Source organism: Streptomyces sp. JNUCC 63, assembly GCF_054366325.1.
In genome coordinates this window covers 6,136,525-6,154,335 of the sequence record NZ_CM135963.1, presented here as the reverse complement: position 1 = coordinate 6,154,335, position 17,811 = coordinate 6,136,525, and the positions used below count along the sequence as shown (strand labels likewise).

General features: G+C 71.1%; 16 protein-coding genes and 1 pseudogene. 7 read left to right on the top strand and 10 right to left on the bottom strand.

The features are described 5' to 3' along the window. Nucleotides 1–23: 23 nt before the first annotated feature. A complete protein-coding gene (locus tag ACX25U_RS28305) occupies nucleotides 24–1,346 on the bottom strand; it encodes a CynX/NimT family MFS transporter (RefSeq protein WP_454384077.1) in 1,323 nt (440 codons plus the stop codon). 89 nt (nucleotides 1,347–1,435) lie between these two features. Between ACX25U_RS28305 and ACX25U_RS28300 the strand changes: the two genes are divergently transcribed. Then, complete coding sequence (locus ACX25U_RS28300) at nucleotides 1,436–2,128, top strand: FadR/GntR family transcriptional regulator (protein ID WP_454384075.1); 693 nt, start codon at nucleotides 1,436–1,438, stop codon at nucleotides 2,126–2,128. 104 nt (nucleotides 2,129–2,232) lie between these two features. Here the strand turns inward: ACX25U_RS28300 and fabI are convergent, their stop codons facing one another. The 3 genes from fabI to ACX25U_RS28285 all read right to left on the bottom strand — a co-directional run bounded on the left by fabI (nucleotide 2,233) and on the right by ACX25U_RS28285 (nucleotide 5,077). Beyond that, nucleotides 2,233–3,000, bottom strand: a complete 768-nt coding sequence (gene fabI, locus ACX25U_RS28295) for an enoyl-ACP reductase FabI (RefSeq protein ID WP_454384074.1) — start codon at nucleotides 2,998–3,000, stop codon at nucleotides 2,233–2,235. A gap of 5 nt (nucleotides 3,001–3,005) precedes the next feature. Continuing rightward, entirely contained in the window at nucleotides 3,006–3,710 is a 705-nt protein-coding gene (gene fabG, locus ACX25U_RS28290; RefSeq protein ID WP_454384072.1) for a 3-oxoacyl-[acyl-carrier-protein] reductase, read from the bottom strand. Between the two features lie 218 nt (nucleotides 3,711–3,928). Further along, nucleotides 3,929–5,077 carry an SEC-C metal-binding domain-containing protein gene (locus ACX25U_RS28285; RefSeq protein ID WP_454384070.1) on the bottom strand — a complete coding sequence of 383 codons (1,149 nt, stop codon included), beginning with the start codon at nucleotides 5,075–5,077 and terminating at the stop codon, nucleotides 3,929–3,931. A gap of 410 nt (nucleotides 5,078–5,487) precedes the next feature. On the opposite strand from ACX25U_RS28285, the pseudogene ACX25U_RS28280 reads away from it, so the two are divergent. Then, nucleotides 5,488–6,144, top strand: a pseudogene (locus tag ACX25U_RS28280) (MFS transporter); the annotation flags it as partial. 186 nt (nucleotides 6,145–6,330) lie between these two features. On the opposite strand, the gene ACX25U_RS28275 reads toward ACX25U_RS28280, so the two are convergent. Beyond that, nucleotides 6,331–7,623 carry an RNA polymerase sigma factor gene (locus ACX25U_RS28275; RefSeq protein ID WP_454384068.1) on the bottom strand — a complete coding sequence of 431 codons (1,293 nt, stop codon included), beginning with the start codon at nucleotides 7,621–7,623 and terminating at the stop codon, nucleotides 6,331–6,333. A 5-nt stretch (nucleotides 7,624–7,628) separates the two neighbouring features. Then, nucleotides 7,629–7,979, bottom strand: a complete 351-nt coding sequence (locus tag ACX25U_RS28270) for a YciI family protein (protein WP_454384066.1) — start codon at nucleotides 7,977–7,979, stop codon at nucleotides 7,629–7,631. A gap of 483 nt (nucleotides 7,980–8,462) precedes the next feature. On the opposite strand from ACX25U_RS28270, the gene ACX25U_RS28265 reads away from it, so the two are divergent. The 3 genes from ACX25U_RS28265 (at nucleotide 8,463) to tyrS (ending at nucleotide 12,850) form a co-directional block, all read left to right on the top strand. Further along, entirely contained in the window at nucleotides 8,463–10,019 is a 1,557-nt protein-coding gene (locus tag ACX25U_RS28265) for a TldD/PmbA family protein (protein WP_454384064.1), read from the top strand. Between the two features lie 82 nt (nucleotides 10,020–10,101). Then, nucleotides 10,102–11,505 (top strand): metallopeptidase TldD-related protein, encoded by a 1,404-nt coding sequence (locus tag ACX25U_RS28260; RefSeq protein WP_454384062.1) that lies wholly within the window; start codon nucleotides 10,102–10,104, stop codon nucleotides 11,503–11,505. A gap of 76 nt (nucleotides 11,506–11,581) precedes the next feature. Then, complete coding sequence (gene tyrS, locus ACX25U_RS28255) at nucleotides 11,582–12,850, top strand: tyrosine--tRNA ligase (RefSeq protein WP_454384060.1); 1,269 nt, start codon at nucleotides 11,582–11,584, stop codon at nucleotides 12,848–12,850. A gap of 220 nt (nucleotides 12,851–13,070) precedes the next feature. On the opposite strand, the gene ACX25U_RS28250 is transcribed toward tyrS, so the two are convergent. Continuing rightward, nucleotides 13,071–13,361, bottom strand: coding sequence for a GlsB/YeaQ/YmgE family stress response membrane protein (locus tag ACX25U_RS28250; protein WP_454384058.1), 291 nt, complete (start codon nucleotides 13,359–13,361; stop codon nucleotides 13,071–13,073). Between the two features lie 267 nt (nucleotides 13,362–13,628). On the opposite strand from ACX25U_RS28250, the gene ACX25U_RS28245 reads away from it, so the two are divergent. Together ACX25U_RS28245 and ACX25U_RS28240 are read left to right on the top strand one after the other, a co-directional pair. After that, the gene (locus ACX25U_RS28245) at nucleotides 13,629–14,027 is read left to right on the top strand and encodes a DUF3099 domain-containing protein (RefSeq protein WP_454384056.1); all 399 of its coding nucleotides are present in this window, start codon (nucleotides 13,629–13,631) and stop codon (nucleotides 14,025–14,027) included. Nucleotides 14,028–14,238: 211 nt separating this feature from the next. Then, the gene (locus tag ACX25U_RS28240) at nucleotides 14,239–14,466 is read left to right on the top strand and encodes a hypothetical protein (protein WP_454384054.1); all 228 of its coding nucleotides are present in this window, start codon (nucleotides 14,239–14,241) and stop codon (nucleotides 14,464–14,466) included. A gap of 13 nt (nucleotides 14,467–14,479) precedes the next feature. Here the strand turns inward: ACX25U_RS28240 and moaA are convergent, their stop codons facing one another. From moaA to ACX25U_RS28225, 3 genes are all read right to left on the bottom strand, one after another. Beyond that, nucleotides 14,480–15,469 (bottom strand): GTP 3',8-cyclase MoaA, encoded by a 990-nt coding sequence (gene moaA, locus ACX25U_RS28235; RefSeq protein ID WP_454384053.1) that lies wholly within the window; start codon nucleotides 15,467–15,469, stop codon nucleotides 14,480–14,482. A gap of 173 nt (nucleotides 15,470–15,642) precedes the next feature. Then, entirely contained in the window at nucleotides 15,643–17,262 is a 1,620-nt protein-coding gene (locus ACX25U_RS28230) for a solute symporter family protein (protein ID WP_454384051.1), read from the bottom strand. Further along, nucleotides 17,259–17,615 carry a DUF485 domain-containing protein gene (locus tag ACX25U_RS28225; protein WP_454384050.1) on the bottom strand — a complete coding sequence of 119 codons (357 nt, stop codon included), beginning with the start codon at nucleotides 17,613–17,615 and terminating at the stop codon, nucleotides 17,259–17,261. Before ACX25U_RS28225 ends, ACX25U_RS28230 begins: the two co-directional genes overlap by 4 nt. Nucleotides 17,616–17,811: the final 196 nt, after the last annotated feature.

The following is a 17,811-nucleotide window of genomic DNA, read 5'->3' as shown; positions in this document are numbered from 1 at the left end:
AACACGGCCCCCGGGGGCCCGCCTCAGCGCGCCGCCTCGTCCTCCACCGTGCGGTTGCGGCCGGCCAGGCAGCCCACCACCATCTGCGGGACCATCAGCCCGGACATGAGTGCGAGGGGCACCCCCCAGCCGCCGCTGCTCTGATACAGCACGCCCACCAGCAGCGGCCCGGGGATGGAGATCAGGTAACCGGTGCTCTGGGCGAACGCGGACAGCTGGGCCACGCCCGGGCCGGTCCTGGCCCGCATGCCGACCATGGTGAGCGCGAGGGGGAAGGCGCAGTTGGCGATGCCGATGAGCAGGGACCAGGCCCAGGCCCCCGCGGCCGGCGCGAGGTACAGACCGGCGTAGCCGGCCAGACCGCAGACGCCGATCACCAGCACGATCGGTCCCTGGTGCGGCAGCCGGGTGGCCAGGCGCGGGATGACGAAGGCCAGCGGTACGCCCAGCACCATCGTGAAGGCGAGGAGCAGTCCGGCCGTGCCGGCGGGGACGCCCGCGTCCCGGAAGATCTGCGCCATCCAGCCCATCGTGATGTAGGCGGCGGTGGCCTGGAGCCCGAAGAAGACGGCCAGTGCCCAGGCGGTACGGCTCCGGGTGATCCGCAGGGCCGGTGCCTGCGCCTCCCGCGCGGGAGCTGCTTCCTCCCGCGCGGGTTCGGTGCGGGCCGGTGCCTGCGCGGCGGGCTCGGCTCCCCGGCCCCGCAGCAGCGGCAGCCACGGCAGCACGGCCACCGCGGCGAGCAGCGCCCACACCGAGAGCCCGGACCGCCAGCTGTGGCCGAGCGCTCCGGCCAGGGGCACGGTCGCCGCGGCGGCGGACGAGGTGCCCATGGCCAGGGCCATCGAGTACAGGCCGGTCATGGAGCCGACCCGGTCGGGGAACCAGCGCTTGACGATGACCGGCATCAGGACGTTGCTGACGGCGATGCCCATCAGCGCGAGCGCGCTGGCGGCCAGGAAGGCGGGCGTGCTGCCCACGTAGGGCCGTATGACCAGTCCGGCGGCGATGGCGACCATGCCCGCGCACACCACCGCGGCGGGTCCGAAGCGGCGGGCCAGCCGGGGCGCCATGACGCCGAAGACGGCGAAGCAGAGCGGGGGCACGGAGGTGAGCAGGCCGGCCACGCCGCCGCTCATGCCGAGCCCGGCGCGGACCTCCTCCAGGAGCGCGCCGAGGCTGGTGATGGCGGGGCGGAGGTTCAACGCGGACAGCACGATGCCGGCGACGACCAGGCGCGTCGCCCACGCGCGCGTGGACGTTCCCCGGCCTTCCCGGGGGGCGCTGGTCGTGGCCTTGGCCCGTCCGGTCGACGAGGTCGTGGTCCGGGTTTCCTCGCTTGGCATGGGTTCCATCATAGAATCATGGGATGTATTGCCGTCCATGGTCCACGGAACGGGCGGCGACTTCCGGGTCCCCCGTACGAAGGTGTGTCATGACCCTGAGCCTTCCGCGCCGGTCGGCACTGTCCGAACAGGTCATCGCCGCGCTGCGGCACCAGATCACCTCGGGCGAGTGGCCGGTCGGCTCCCGCATCCCGACGGAGCCGGAGCTGGTGGAGCAGCTCGGCGTCGCCCGCAACACCGTCCGCGAGGCGGTCCGGGCGCTCGCCCACAACGGCCTGCTGGACATCCGCCAGGGTTCCGGCACGTACGTCGTGGCCACCAGCGAGCTGGCGGGCGTGATGCAGCGCCGGTTCGCCGGTGCCGACCTGCGGCACATCGCCGAGCTGCGCTCCGCGCTGGAGTCGGCCGGGGCGCGGCTGGCCGCCGAGCGGCGCACCGAGAAGGACCTCAAGCAACTGCACGCGCAGCTGCTGCGGCGCGAGGAGGCCTGGGAGTCCGGTGACAAGGAGGCGTTCGTGACCGCGGACGCCACGTTCCACCTGGCGGTGGTGTCCGCCTCCCACAACGACGTCATGACCGCGATGTACGCGGATCTGGGCGAGGTGCTGCGCGACTGGCTGCGCGCGGACGTCGGCGCGGGGCTCACCCCGGAGGTGTACATGAACCACACCCGGCTGCTCGACGCCATCCGCGCGGGCGACACCGAGACGGCCGCCACCGAGGCCGCGAGCTACCCGCTGCTGTGCCGCCCGGGCCGGTTCAGCCCGCCCGCCGGCGACTGACCCTGCACGGCACGGCCCCCGGGTGGCCGACGGCCCCTGACGGCGAAGGGCCCGCACCCCTGAGGGGTGCGGGCCCTTCACTGCTGGTCCTGCTCAGCGCAGCGTCACGCTCCGATGGCGTGCAGGCCGCCGTCCACGTGGATGATCTCGCCGGTGGTCTTCGGGAACCAGTCGCTCAGCAGGGCGACGACGCCGCGGCCGGCCGGCTCGGGGTCCTTCAGGTCCCACTCCAGGGGGGCGCGGGTGTCCCACACCGAGGCCAGCTCGCTGAAGCCGGGGATGGACTTGGCGGCCATGGAACCGAGCGGGCCGGCGGAGATGAGGTTGCAGCGGATGTTCTGCTTGCCGAGGTCGCGCGCCATGTAGCGGCTGGTGGCCTCCAGGGCGGCCTTGGCGGGGCCCATCCAGTCGTACTGCGGCCAGGCGTACTGGGCGTCGAAGGTGAGGCCGACGACCGAGCCGCCGTTCTGCATCAGCGGCAGGCAGGCCATGGTCAGCGACTTCAGGGAGAACGCCGAGACGTGCATGGCGGTGGAGACCGACTCGAACGGCGTGTTGAGGAAGTTGCCGCCGAGCGCGTCCTGCGGGGCGAAGCCGATGGAGTGGACGACGCCGTCGAGGCCGCCGAGCTCCTCGCCGACGACGTCGGCCAGGCGGCCCAGGTGCTCGTCGTCGGTGACGTCGAGCTCGATGACCTTGGTGGGCTTCGGCAGCTTCTTGGCGATGCGCTCGGTCAGGGTGGGCCGCGGGAACGCGGTCAGGATGATCTCGGCGCCCTGCTCCTGTGCCAGCTTGGCGGTGTGGAAGGCGATGGAGGACTCCGTCAGCACACCGGTGATCAGGACGCGCTTGCCCTCGAGAATTCCGCTCATGTCGTTCAGTGACCCATTCCCAGTCCGCCGTCAACGGGAATGACGGCTCCAGTGATGTACGAGGCGTCGTCCGAGGCGAGGAACCGCACGGCCGCGGCGATCTCCTCCGACCGCGCGTACCGGGCGAGCGGTACCTGCGCGAGGATCTTCGCCTGCTGCTCCTCGGTGAGCTCCCTGGTCATGTCGGTGTCGACGAAGCCGGGGGCGACGACGTTGAAGGTGATGTTGCGCGAGCCCAGCTCACGAGCGAGGGAACGCGCGAAGCCGACCAGGGCGGCCTTGGAGGCGGCGTAGTTGGCCTGTCCCGCCGAGCCGAGCAGACCGACCACCGAGGAGATCAGGACGACGCGGCCCTTCTTGGCGCGCAGCATGCCGCGGTTGGCGCGCTTGACGACGCGGAAGGTGCCGGTGAGGTTGGTGTCGATGACCGAGGTGAAGTCCTCCTCGGACATACGCATCAGGAGCTGGTCCCTGTTGACGCCGGCGTTGGCGACGAGGACCTCGACGGGGCCGTGCTGGGCCTCGATCTCCTTGTAGGCCTGCTCCACCTGCTCGGGGTCGGTGATGTCGCACTTGACGGCCAGGAACCCGGCCGGCGGCTCCCCCGACCGGTACGTGATCGCGACCTTGTCGCCGGCGTCGGCGAACGCGCGGGCGATGGCGAGGCCGATGCCCCGGTTGCCTCCTGTGACGAGAACCGAGCGGCTCAACGGATCACCCTTTCGATAGCGGTCTCTCAGCGTTCCGACAACCGCCCGAGCATGTGGACGACAGTCGGCTTCCCCGAAAACCTATCGGTCCGACCACGTCGAAGGGCAATCCGGCACCGACAGTGGCGCCTCCCGCCTCCTGTCGGGTTCCTACAGTCGGGAGCCCCTGGTCGGTCCCCCGTGCCGGGGCCGTGAGCGTGCTGCCGGCGTTCACCGGCTCAGGTCATGGCGGGGTTTCCGCAGCACTTCTTGTACTTGCGGCCCGAGCCGCACCAGCAGGGGCCGTTGCGCGGCGGCGGCCAGGCGGTCGCCTGGCCGCGGCGGGCGAGTTCGGCCGCGTACGCGGAGCGGGTGGCGGGAGTGTCGGGAGAGCCGCCGTCCGCCTCGGCGTGGGCCTGGAGCCCGGCCACCGTGGCGCGGCCGACCGCGAGGTGCGGGGTGCCCTCGTCCGACATTTCACGCAGGGTGCGCTCCACCTGGCGGAGGTGGGCGGCGTGGTCGTCGCCGTACGCTTCCGCGGCCTCCGGCCGGCGTTGAAGCAGCAGCGCGAACTCCTCAGCGGGCCAGAACAGGACACAGGCCCTCAGCGGGCCGGTGCGTGCGGTTCGCTCCTCCTCTTCCAGTCCCAGCTCCTCCGTCAACTCCCTGATCTCGGCCTCAAGGGCTTCCGGGCCTTCCTCCTTGAGCCGCCTGAGGCGGATCGGGTCGTGCAACTCGTCGAGGGGGCGCATCCGCCCGCGCAGGGGCGAGGCACGGCGTTCATGGAGCTCGTCGGCGGCCTCGTCCCAGTCGTCGTGCGGGGCGCCGAGCAGGCGGCGCACCCGGTGACGGCCGATGACCAGCGACTCCAGGTCGAAGTTGTCCGGGTGTTCCCCGACCGTGTCCGCGGTGACCGGCGTGCCGGCGCCCAGGACGTGCGTGATACCGGCCGTGTACCACTCCGCGGCCGTCGCCGTCTCGTCCTCCTCGAAGCACTCGGCGACGAACATCCAGGCGCCCGCGTCCCGTGGATGGCGTGTGCGGAACGCCGCCGCGCCCGCGTGGGCCTCCTCCCGACGCCGGAGGTCCCACAGTGCGCTGATGCGGAAGGCGTCCACGAGGTCGTACCTCTCGCTGCCGCCCTCCCCCCGGTCGAGAAGCCTCTCGTACACCGCGAGCGCCCGCTCGGGTTCGCCCGCGTCCCGCCATGCGTCGGCGGCCTCCATGAGGAGATCCTCGCGCTCTTCGGGGTGCTGCTCCGCGAGCCGTTCGTAGTCCTCGGCGGCCTGGGCCAGGGTGCTGGGCCTGGGAGCTGCCGCTCGCGCAGCCGGGCTCCGCTTGCTCTTGCGGGTCTTCTTCTTGCCGGTGTCACGGCTCTTGCTGGGCATGGGACGACCGTAGTGCGGTCGGAATCGGGCCCTCCGGAGTACCCCCTGAAATCACTCCTCCGGGCGGTCTCCGCTGTGCCGGCGGAGATCGTGTCCCCGCAGGTCGTGTCGTTTTACGTGAGGCAGGGTCCCTCGCACATGTCGCGTTGCGACGAGTCGTCGTGCTCCTTTCCTTGATCAGGTGTGTGGTTGAGGTCACCCCGGCGTCACGAGCGTGAGCGGGCCCAGCTCGGCGTCCAGGCATCGGCCGGTGGCGTCGGTCGTGCCTTTCTCGGGTTCCCACGAGTGCGGCCAGTGCTGCGGAGTCCGCGATCGAGTCCATCAGCGCTTCGGTCCCGAAGTCGGGGCCGACCGCGTCGATGCGCAGGTCGAAGGTTCCCCTGAGCTCGTCGTAGCAGGCGGCCCACTCGGTGCCCTGCTTTCGGGATCGGCGCGATCCGGCAGAAGGAAGCCGAGCCCAAGTGGGCCGAGGCCGAGAAGTTCCGGGCCGCAGACCTGGTCAAGGGCTGGAAGTTCATCCACGACGACCGGCAGCTGCGCCCGCTGTTCTGGAACACCGTGGCCGTCAACGCGCTGATCATGGCCACCAGCCGCTGCCGGCCGTCCTGCTGCTGGATGACCTGGGCCGGGCGGCCTGGCAGTACGGGCTCGCGTTCGGCCTGCCCTGCGTCGGCGGATTCGTCGGCGCTCAGACCGCCCCGTGCCTGGAAGCCCCCTACGGGCGCCGCCGCGTCCTGATCACCTCCGGGGTGCCGCGTGCTCTGTGGCCCGTCGGGCTGTTCTTCGCCATGCCCGGGAACGCCGGCATGGCCCTGGTCATCGCCGTCGCACTGGTCCTGATCACCTGCATGGGTGTGTTCAACCCGCTGTTCGCGACCGAGCGCCTCCGACGGGTGCCGGCCGAGCGGGTCGGGCGGGTTCTGGCGGCCTGGAAAGCGACCAGCACCGGCGCGGTCGCCGTACTGACCGCCCTGTGGGGCGCCCTGGCCGCTGTCACCGATGCGCGCATCGCGATCGGCATCGCCGGCGTGCTGCTCCTGGCCACCCCGTTCCTTCTGCCGCGTAAGGACAAGCACCAGCCTCCGGCCACCGAGCCGGAGGAGCCCGCCCTGACCACCACGGCCCCGCCCGTCGGCTACGCCAGGTCGGTGGCAGCCGGTCCCGTGCCGCCGAGACGCTTGCGGCGTCGTGGAACGGGCCGGCCGGGACGTGGTCGATCGCCGCGACCGCCCGCTCTGCGGGGTGCTGGGCAGTCATGTGTCGGCCGTACCGTCCGGGCCGGGGGGCTCGATCGCATGCAGCCTGCGCCGCAGGTGCGCCCGTTCGGGTTCGGTGCCGGCCAGGTCGAGTGCCTGCCGGTAGGCCACCGCGGCCTCGGGGAGCCGGCCGAGCCGGTGCAGCAGGTCCGCCCGGGCGGCCGGGTAGGGGTGGTAGCCGCGCAGCAGCGGCTCGCCGGCCAGTGCGTCGAGCAGCGACAGGCCTGCCTGTGGGCCGTCGCGCATCGCCACCGCTGCGGCCCGGTTCAGGGCGACGACCGGGGACGGTGCAAGCGCGAGCAGCACGTCGTAGAGCGCCACGATCTGCGGCCAGTCGGTGGTCGTGAGGTCCGCGGCCTCGTCGTGCAGGGCGGCGATCGCGGCCTGGACCCCGTACGGGCCGGGCGGGCCGCCGGTCAGCGCGACGGGCACCAGAGCGAGGCCCTCCTCGATCATCGTGCGGTCCCAGCGGCCGCGGTCCTGGTCCTCGAGCAGCACGATCTCGCCGTCCGGGCCGGCCCGGGCGTCGCGTCGCGCGTGGATCAGGAGCATCAGGGCGAGCAGCCCGGCGACCTCCCGCTCGGCGGTCAGCAGCCGGCGCAGGATCCGCGCCAGCCGGATGGCCTCCTGGGCGAGGTCGAGCCGCTGCAGCCGGGGCCCCGAGCTGGCCGCGTACCCCTCGGTGAAGATCGAGTAGATGACCTGGAGCACTCCCGGCAGGCGCTCGGGCAGCTCGTCGGCGCCGGGCACCCTGAACGGGATCCGGGCCTGACGGATCTTCTTCTTCGCCCGCACGATCCGCTGGGCCATCGTCGCGGACGGGACGAGATAGGCCCGCGCGACCTCGGACGTCGTCAGCCCGGCCAGGCAGCGCAGGGTCAGCGCCCCGCGGGCCTCGGCCAAAAGGGCCGGGTGTGCGCAGGTGAAGAACAGCTGCAGCCGTTCGTCGGGCAGATCACTGTCCGCAGCGGCGGGCGGGGCGGGGCCGGCCCGGTCCGCCTCCACCTGCAGGACGGCGAGCCGGGCGGCGTAGACCTGGTCCCGCCGCAGCCGGTCGACGGCCTTGCGCCGAGCCGTCGTCAGCAGCCAGGCAGCGGGCCTGGCCGGCACGCCCTGGACCGGCCAGTGCACCAGTGCCGCCTCGATGGCCTCGGAAGCAACCTCCTCGGCCAGGTCCAGGTCGCCGAAGCGGCGGACCAGGCAGGCGAGCAGCCGGCCGTGTTCCTCCCGGAACACCGACTCCACGGACGACGTGACGGGCATCCGGGTGCCGGCGGCTGCCTCGTCCATCGCCGTCAGATCCCGAACTCGGCGACCGGCCGCACCACGACCGACCCGCTGCCGCGCGCGCCGGGGCAGCGTGCGGCCCAGTCGAGCGCGGCATCCAGGTCCGGCACGTCGATGACGTAGAAGCCGCCGAGGACCTCGCGGGTCTCGGCGAACGGTCCGTCGGTGACGGTCCGCTCGCCGTCCGGGCCGACCCGGACCGTCGTGGCGGTGACCAGGTCCGCCAGCGACTCACCCGAGACGTGGATCCCCGCGTCCTGCACGGCCTTGTCGTAGACCATCCAGTCCTCGACGCCGCACTCGGCGGCCGCACCGTCGGCGTCGATCGCGCCACTGTGGATCAGCAACATGTACTTCATGGTCCGACTCCTGTCAGGTTCTGTCGCTACCCTCGCACGGCGGGTCGCCGTACACCATGACGACGAACGGGACGCAGCCGGATCGACAGCGCCCCGAAGATTTCATCAAGGGTGACCCGGCGAACAAGACCAATCCCGGCGTTACTGCCTGTACCGGAACTGCTCAGGTCGGTCCAGCAGCTCACGGCGACCAGCAAGATCCACAGACGTCACGTCGAGCATCCAGGCAGGGGCTCGGGAACCACTGCCACCGCATTGACGTCCTGTCACAGCCGGCTCCCGGACGAAGCGACGGGCAACTGCCGACAGAGGTGTCGCGAACCAAGTCGTCACTGGACGACGCCGGCCAAAGAACCCCGCCCGACTCCGCGCCCCGTCCGTCTCCAGCCTGTGCGGCAGGGAAAGGACGTGCTTCACTTCGGTCTTGCGTATGAGCTGCGCGAGCAGGACGTAATCACTGGCCGGAGCGAAGGGAAGCCGTTCGTGGCCCATGAAGTCGATCAATCATTCCTGGTGCTGCCCCTGCGCGCCCTGGCCGACGCCGCGCTCGCACGCGCGCGTGCGCTCGGGGCCGAGCACGCCGACTTCCGGTTCGAGCGGGTGCGCAGTGCGGCCTGGCGGCTGAGGGACGCGCGGCCGGCCGGGTCGTCGGACACCACCGACCTGGGATACGCGGTGCGGGTCGTGCACGGCGGGACGTGGGGGTTCGCCTCCGGGGTGGATCTGACGCTGGACGCGGCCGCCAGGGTCGCCTCGCAGGCCGTGGCGATGGCCAAGCTGTCCGCCGAGGTGATCCGGGCCGCCGGGTCGGATGTGGGGGCACCTCCCACGCCGTTCAGGCAGTGGGGGAGGGTCGAGCTGGCCGACGAGCCGGTGCACGCCGAGAAGACGTGGGTGTCGTCGTACGAGATCGACCCCTTCTCCGTGCCCGCCGAGGAGAAGTCCGGGCTGCTCGCGGAGTGGAGTGCGCGGCTGCTCGCCGCCGACGGGGTCGACCATGTCGACGCCTCGCTGCTCACCGTGCACGAGAACAAGTTCTACGCCGACACCGCGGGGACCGTGACCACGCAGCAGCGGGTGCGGCTGCATCCGCAGCTGACCGCCGTGTCGGTGGACGAGTCCAGCGGGGAGTTCGACTCCATGCGGACGCTGGCCCCGCCCGTCGGCCGTGGCTGGGAGTACCTGAAGGGCACCGGCTGGGACTGGGACGGTGAGCTGGAGCGGATTCCCGAGCTGCTCGCCGAGAAGATGCGGGCGCCGAGCGTCGAGGCGGGTGTCTACGACCTGGTCGTCGACCCCTCCAACCTGTGGCTGACCATCCACGAGTCCATCGGGCACGCCACCGAGCTGGACCGGGCGCTCGGCTACGAGGCCGCCTACGCCGGCACCTCCTTCGCCACCTTCGACCAGCTGGGCAAGCTGAGGTACGGCTCCGAGCTGATGAACGTCACCGGCGACCGCACCGCCGAGCACGGACTGGCGACCGTCGGCTACGACGACGAGGGCGTCGAGGCCCAGTCCTGGGACCTGGTGAAGGACGGGACGCTGGTCGGCTACCAGCTGGACCGCAGGATCGCGAGGCTGACCGGGTTCGAGCGGTCCAACGGGTGCGCCTTCGCCGACTCCCCCGGACATGTTCCCGTGCAGCGCATGGCGAACGTGTCGCTCCGGCCCGATCCGGCCGGGCTGTCGACCGAGGATCTCATCGGGAGCGTCGACCGAGGCATCTACGTCGTCGGGGACCGCTCCTGGTCCATCGACATGCAGCGCTACAACTTCCAGTTCACCGGGCAGCGGTTCTTCCGGATCGAGAACGGGCGGCTGGCCGGGCAGTTGCGGGACGTCGCCTACCAGGCGACCACGACCGACTTCTGGGGCTCCATGGCGGCCGTGGGCGGCCCGCAGACGTACGTCCTCGGGGGCGCCTTCAACTGCGGCAAGGCCCAGCCGGGGCAGATCGCGGCCGTCTCCCACGGCTGCCCCTCGGCCCTCTTCAAGGGCGTCAACATCCTCAACACGACCCAGGAGGCCGGTCGATGAGCGTCAGTTTCGGAGCCGGCTGGGGGTCCGGGGGTTGTCCCCCGGGAAAGCACAGTCCGAACACCACGCAGGAGGCCGGTCGATGAGCCCGCGCAACGCCAAGCCGCACGAGGTCGTCGAGCGCGCCCTCGCACTGTCCCGGGCCGACGGGTGCGTCGTGATCGCCGACGAGCACTCGACCGCGAACCTGCGCTGGGCGGGCAACGCGCTCACCACGAACGGGGTCACGCGCGGGCGTACGCTCACCGTCGTCGCCACCGTCGACGGCAAGGAGGGCACCGCCTCGGGCGTCGTGTCGAGGTCCGCCGTGACGGAGGAGGAGCTGGAGCCGCTGGTGCGGGCCGCGGAGGCCGCCGCGCGCGGGGCGGGGCCCGCGGAGGACGCGCAGCCGCTGGTGGCGGACGTACCGGAGTCGCCCGACTTCACCGACGCGCCCGCCGAGACCTCCTCGGCGGTGTTCGCGGACTTCGCGCCGGCCCTCGGCGAGGCGTTCGCACGCGCGCGTGCCGGTGGCCGTGAGCTGTACGGCTTCGCCAACCACGAGATGGTGACGACCTACCTGGGCACGTCCACGGGGCTGCGCCTGCGGTACGACCAGCCGGGCGGCACCCTGGAGCTGAACGCGAAGTCCCCGGACCGTACGCGCTCGGCCTGGGCGGGGCGGTCGACACGCGACTTCAAGGACGTCGACCCGGCGGCGCTGGACGCGGAGCTGGCCGTACGGCTCGGCTGGGCCGAGCGGCGCACCGAGCTGCCGGCCGGGCGGTACGAGACGCTGCTGCCGCCGACCGCGGTCGCGGACCTGCTGATCTACCAGCTGTGGTCGTCGTCGGGCCGGGACGCGGCCGAGGGGCGCACGGTGTTCTCCAAGCCGGGCGGCGGCACGCGCGTGGGCGAGAAGCTGAGCGAGCTGCCGCTGACCCTGCGCAGCGACCCGGACGAGCCGGGGCTGGAGTACGCGCCGTTCGTGATCGCGCACTCGTCCGGGGACGACCGCTCGGTGTTCGACAACGGGCTGCCGGTGCGGGCCACCGAGTGGATCGGCGGCGGTGAGCTGAAGCACCTGCTGACCACCCGGCACAGCGCCGGCCTGACCGGTCTGCCCCTCGCCCCGTCGGCCGGGAACCTGATCCTGGACGGCGGCACCGACCGCTCGCTGGAGGAGATGGTCGCCGGCACGGATCATCGCGGGCCCTGCCTGCTGCTGACCTGCCTGTGGTACATCCGCGAGGTGGACCCGGCGACGCTGCTGTTGACGGGGCTGACCCGGGACGGTGTGTACCTCGTGGAGAACGGCGAGGTGACCGGCGAGGTCAACAACTTCCGCTTCAACGAGTCGCCCGTGGACCTGCTGAGCCGGGCGACCGAGGCGGGACGGACCGAGAAGACCCTGCCGAGGGAGTGGAGCGACTACTTCACCCGGGCCGCCATGCCGGCGCTGCGCATCCCCGACTTCAACATGAGCTCGGTCAGTCAGGGCGTATAACCTCGTATGCGTTCGTGGTCGGGTGTCACCCGACTGCCCGAAGAGCATTGAGCACCACCGAGGAGACACGAGAACCGTGACGGACATCGTCGACGAGCTGAAGTGGCGGGGCCTTTTCGCCCTGTCCACCGACGAGGACGCTTTGCGCAAGGCGCTCGCGGACGGTCCCGTCACGTTCTATTGCGGCTTCGACCCGACGGCACCGTCGCTGCACGTGGGGCACCTGGTGCAGGTGCTCACCGTGCGCCGGCTCCAGCAGGCCGGCCACCGGCCGCTGGCGCTGGTCGGCGGCGCCACGGGCCTGATCGGCGACCCGCGCCCGACCGCGGAGCGCACGCTGAACGATCCGGAGACGGTGGCCGGCTGGGTGGAGAAGCTGCGCCGCCAGATCGAGCCGTTCCTGTCCTTCGAGGGCGAGAACGCCGCGGTCATGGTGAACAACCTGGACTGGACGCAGGGCCTCTCCGCGATCGAGTTCCTGCGGGACATCGGCAAGCACTTCCGGGTCAACAAGATGCTGACGAAGGACTCGGTGGCCCGGCGCCTGGAGTCCGACCAGGGCATCAGCTACACCGAGTTCAGCTACCAGATCCTGCAGGGCATGGACTTCCTGCAGCTCTACCGGCGCCACGGCTGCACGCTCCAGCAGGGCGGCAGCGACCAGTGGGGCAACCTCACGGCGGGGCTGGACCTGATCCACCGGCTGGAGCCGGACGCCGAGGTGCACGCGCTGGCGACGCCGCTGATGACGAAGGCGGACGGCACCAAGTTCGGCAAGACCGAGGGCGGCGCCGTCTGGCTCGACCCGGAGTTGACGACGCCGTACGCGTTCTACCAGTTCTGGCTGAACGTGGACGACCGGGACATCTCCAAGTACATGCGGATCCTGTCCTTCAAGTCCCGCGAGGAGCTGGAGGAGCTGGAGCGGCAGACCGAGGAGCGTCCGCAGGCGCGGGCCGCGCAGCGCGCGCTGGCGGAGGAGTTGACGACGCTGGTGCACGGCGCCGACCAGACGGCCGCCGTGATCGCCGCGTCCAAGGCCCTCTTCGGCCAGGGCGAGCTCGCGGAGCTGGATGCCCGGACGCTGGCCGCGGCGCTGTCCGAGGTACCGCACGTCCGGGTCGCCGAGCTCGGCCCGGTGGTCGACCTGTTCGCCGAGGTCGGCCTGGTGCCCAGCAAGTCGGCCGCCCGCCGCACGGTGAAGGAGGGCGGCGCCTACGTGAACAACGTCAAGGTCACCGCCGAGGACGCGGTCCCCGCCAAGGAGGACCTGCTGCACGGCCGCTGGCTGGTGCTGCGCCGGGGCAAGAAGAACCTGGCGGCCGCCGAGGTCACGGGCGGCTGAGTCCGGCCGTACGGCCGTACGGCTGTACGGCTATGAGGCGGCGGGCCCGGCCAGGGGCTGTTGCGAAAGTCCCGTCGTCCGCCCGGAGGGCGGGCCTCGCGGCGTCAGGTGCGTGTTCTGGGTTCCCCCTGCTCGAAGAGCTCGGGGGAGCGTGCATGGCGTCGCGGGGCTGGGGGCACCTCCCGGCCGAATCCTGGGGGAGGGATTTTCGCAACTGGCCCTACGCCTGCTGGGCCCGCTGCTGCTTCTTGTTGCCCCACAAGGCCATGTACGCCGTGTCGCCGATGGCGACGATGATGATGGCGGCCACGAGCTGGAAGATGTGCCGGCTCCAGTCGATGCCGCGAGTCGAGGCGACACCGGCCGCGCGGGCGACCGCGTTGCCGACGATCGCGCCGAGCATGCCGAAGATCGTGGTCAGCCAGAGCGGGCTGTGCTGTTTGCCGGGGATGACCGCCTTCGCGATCAGGCCCAGTACGAAACCCACGATGATCGCCCACAACCAGCCCATGGCTGCCTCCTCGTTCGGCTCGACGTGAGCATTACAGTCAGTCTCGGGGCGGTGGCTGTAAGTCGCATCCCGGACAGGGCATGCCCGGCCTGGTCGCCCACCCGCACAGGCCGGGCGTGGGCCGTTCGTGCAGGCAGGCCAAACCCCGGCCTCGTAGGCGGTGAGCGCGCGGCGTAACGTGGTGAAAGTGCGGGCCGGCGTTCCCGGCCGGTCACGGGCCGGACACCGGCTGGGAAATTGTCCGATACGGGCGAATGGTGGAATGTGATGCGGAAACTGCATGGCGAGGGCAACGGCCAGGTGTTCCGGATCACGGGAGCCCGGACAGGCCTGCAGGAGGATGTGCGCGCCCGGCAGCGCCGGTATGTCATCTCGATGTCGATCCGTACGGTGTCGGTGATCCTCGCAGTGGTGCTGTGGCATGTCGAGCACTACGTGGCGATCGTGGCGCTGGTGCTCGGCGCGGTGCTGCCCTACATCGCCGTGGTGATCGCGAACGCGGGGCGGGAGAACGCTCCCGAGCTGCCGTCCACGTTCGTCGCCATGCCGACGAAGCCGATGATCACTGCCCCGCGGACCGACGAGGATTTCGCCCGGTCGACCCCGGAAGACTCCGCGGCCGACCCCGCGGCGGGCGCGGCCGGCGAGCCGCGCGACAGGGCCTGACGGGCCCCGGAGACCGTCTCCGGGCAGGCGCTTCGCGGGAAGCTCAAGAAAAGCTCAGATCAATCATGCTGTTCCGGTGCCGGGCGACGGGTTACCCATGACATACTTCCTACGCGCTCCGCATCCCCCGTCGGAGCGACAGACCGACGCCGGGCAGCTCCCCCCGTGGCTGCTCGGCGTCGCCTTGTTTGCGTGGCTGTGAGACCAAGTGGTGACTGACGAGACCCCGATCTGCTCCGCCAAAGGCTGCCGTGCCGCCGCCGTGTGGGTGCTGGCCTGGAACAACCCGAAGATCCACACGCCGGAGCGCCGCAAGACGTGGCTGGCGTGCGAGGAGCACCGCGAGCACCTGTCGCAGTTCCTCGGGATGCGGGGATTCCTGAAGGACGTCGTGAAGTTCGAGGAGTGGGAAGCGTCCGGGAGCCCCGAGGGCTCATGACGCCGTACCCGTCTCAGCCGCCGATGGCCGACATCGGCCGCTCCGGCTGGACGAACGAGGGGTCGTCCAGGCCCGCACCGGCCTTCTTGCCCCACATCGCCACCCGCCAGATGCGGGCGATCTCCTCGTCGGGTGCGCCGGAGCGCAGGGCGGCGCGCAGGTCGGTCTCCTCGGTGGCGAACAGACAGGTGCGTATCTGGCCGTCGGCCGTGAGGCGGGTGCGGTCGCAGGCCGCGCAGAACGGGCGGGTGACGGAGGCGATGACGCCGACGCGGTGCGGGCCGCCGTCGACGATCCACCGCTCGGCCGGGGCCGAACCGCGCTCCTCGGCGCCCTCGGGGGTCAGCTCGAAGCGGGTGCGCAGGGAGGCCAGGATGTCTCCGGCGGTGACCATGCCTTCGCGCTTCCAGCCGTGCTGGGGGTCCAGGGGCATCTGCTCGATGAAGCGCAGCTCGTAGTCGTGTTCCACCGCCCAGGCCAGCAGGTCCGGGGCCTCGTCCTCGTTCAGGCCCGGCATCAGGACCGTGTTGACCTTCACCGGGGTCAGGCCGGCCTCGCGGGCGGCCCGCAGTCCCTCGATGACGTCCTTGTGGCGGTCCCGGCGGGTGAGGGCCTTGAAGACGTCCGGGCGCAGGGTGTCCAGGGAGACGTTGACCCGGTCCAGGCCGGCCGCCCTCAGGGCGCTCGCCGTGCGCCTCAGCCCGATGCCGTTGGTGGTCAGCGACATCCGGGGGCGGGGGGCCAGGGCCGCGACCCGCTCGACGATGCCGACCAGGCCGGGGCGCAGCAGGGGTTCGCCGCCGGTGAAGCGGACCTCCTTGATGCCGAGGCGGGAGACGGCGATGTCGATCAGGCGGACGACCTCGTCGTCGGTGAGCAGGGTGGGCTTGGCCAGCCACTGCAGGCCCTCCTCGGGCATGCAGTACGTACAGCGCAGGTTGCACCGGTCGGTCAGCGAGACCCTCAGGTCGGTGGCCACCCGGCCGTAGGTGTCGATGAGCACGTGGGCCCCCTCCCTCGTCGCGGATCCCTGTGACGGATCTCTCTTTACCGTCTCCTGCGAGACTACGCGACCCCACTGACAACGACAGCGCCCGGAAGTCACGGGGATACGGCACGGCCGCGTCGCGGGGCTTCACGAGCCCTGCGACACGGCCGCCCCGAACGGGTGGGCGCTCAGTGCGCTCCCGTGCCCGTCAGGGACCGCACCTCCAGTTCGGCGTACTTGGCGGCGTCGGGGGTCTCCTTCGACAGGAGGGTGCCCACGATGCCCAGCAGGAAGCCGACCGGGATGGAGATGAGGCCCGGGTTCTCCAGCGGGAACCAGTGGAAGTCGACGTCCGGGAACATCGACGTCGGCTTGCCCGACACCACCGGCGAGAACAGCACCAGGCCGACCGCGGTGACGAGGCCGCCGTAGATCGACCACAGGGCGCCGGAGGTGGTGAACCGCTTCCAGAACAGACTGTAGATGATCGTGGGCAGGTTGGCGGAGGCGGCGACGGCGAAGGCGAGCGCGACCAGGCCGGCGACGTTCAGGTCGCGGGCGAGGGCGCCCAGCAGGATGGAGACGGCGCCGATGCCGATGGTCGCCCAGCGGGCGGCGTTGACCTCCTGCTTCTCGGTGGCGGTGCCCTTCTTGATGACGTTGGCGTAGATGTCGTGGGCGAAGGAGGAGGACGAGGCCAGCGTCAGTCCCGCGACGACGGCGAGGATCGTGGCGAAGGCGACCGCGGAGATGGAGGCGAGCAGGACGGCGCCCCAGTTGGAGTCGACTCCGCCCAGGTGCAGGGCGAGCAGCGGGGCGGCGGTGTTGCCCGCCTTGTTGGAGGCGATGATCTCGTCGGGTTTGATGAGCGCGGCGGCGCCGAAGCCGAGGGCGAGGGTCATCAGGTAGAAGGCGCCGATCAGGCCGATCGCCCAGATCACGGACTTCCGGGCGGCCTTGGCGGTGGGCACCGTGTAGAAGCGGATCAGGATGTGTGGCAGGCCGGCGGTGCCGAGGACCAGGGCGATGCCGAGCGAGAGGAAGTCCAGCTTGGTGGTGCCGGTCGCGCCGTACTTCAGTCCGGGCTCCAGGAAGGCGGCGCCCTTGCCGCTGTTGTCGGCGGCCTTGCCGAGCAGGTCGGAGATGTTGAAGTTGAACTTCAGCATGACGAGGAAGGTCAGCAGGATGGCGCCCGCGATGAGCAGCACGGCCTTGACCATCTGCACCCAGGTGGTGCCCTTCATGCCGCCGATGGTGACGTACACGATCATCAGGACGCCGACCAGCGCCACGATGGCGATCTTGCCGCCGTCGCTGGTGATGCCGAGCAGCAGGGAGACCAGGACGCCGGCGCCGGCCATCTGGGCCAGCAGGTAGAAGATCGACACCACGATCGTCGAGGTGCCGGCCGCGGTGCGGACCGGGCGCTGGCGCATGCGGTACGCCAGGACGTCGCCCATGGTGTAGCGGCCGGAGTTGCGCAGCGGTTCGGCGACCAGGAGCAGGGCGACCAGCCAGGCGACCAGGAAGCCGATGGAGTACAGGAAGCCGTCGTAGCCGAACAGCGCGATGGCGCCGGCGATGCCGAGGAAGGACGCGGCGGACATGTAGTCGCCGGAGACGGCGAGTCCGTTCTGGAAGCCGGTGAACTGCCGTCCGCCGGCGTAGAAGTCGGCGGCGTCCTTGGTCTGGCGGCCCGCCCAGACGGTGATGATGAGGGTGGCGACGACGAACAGCGAGAACAGGGTGATGATCAGCGGCCGGTGCTCGCCCGCCTCGCCGGCGGCAAGGGTGATCGCGGGGTTCATTCTGCGCCCTCCATCCGGGACTTGATGGCCTCGGCCTTGGGGTCGAGCTCGGCGGCGGCGTGCCGCGCGTACCACCAGGCGATGAGGAACGTGGTGAGGAACTGGGCGAGGCCCAGGACGAGTGCGACGTTGATGTTGCCGAAGAGCTCGGTGCCCATGAAGCCGCCCGCGTAGTTGGAGAGCAGGACGTACAGCAGGTACCAGGCGACGAAGGCGACGGTCAGCGGGAAGGCGAAGGAGCGGTAGGAGCGGCGCAGTTCACCGAACTCGTCGCTCTCCTGCGTCGCGACGAACTCCTCGGCGGAGGGCAGTGGGGCCTGGGGTTTCGAGGGTGGCGGTGTCTCGGTGGCCACGTCGGTCTCCTCGCGTTGCGGGTGCGGATGCGACAAGGGGGCTCGAGCGTGCTCGGGGTCCCGCCCAAGGTCCACGGCGCCGCGCGGTGACCGGTTCAAGTCCCTCGCGTTCTTTCGCAAGCGGTATGAACAAGTCATTGTCAAGTCATTGCTGGTGAGGGGGGTGGCGGGATAGCTTCAGCCTGCATACGCACCA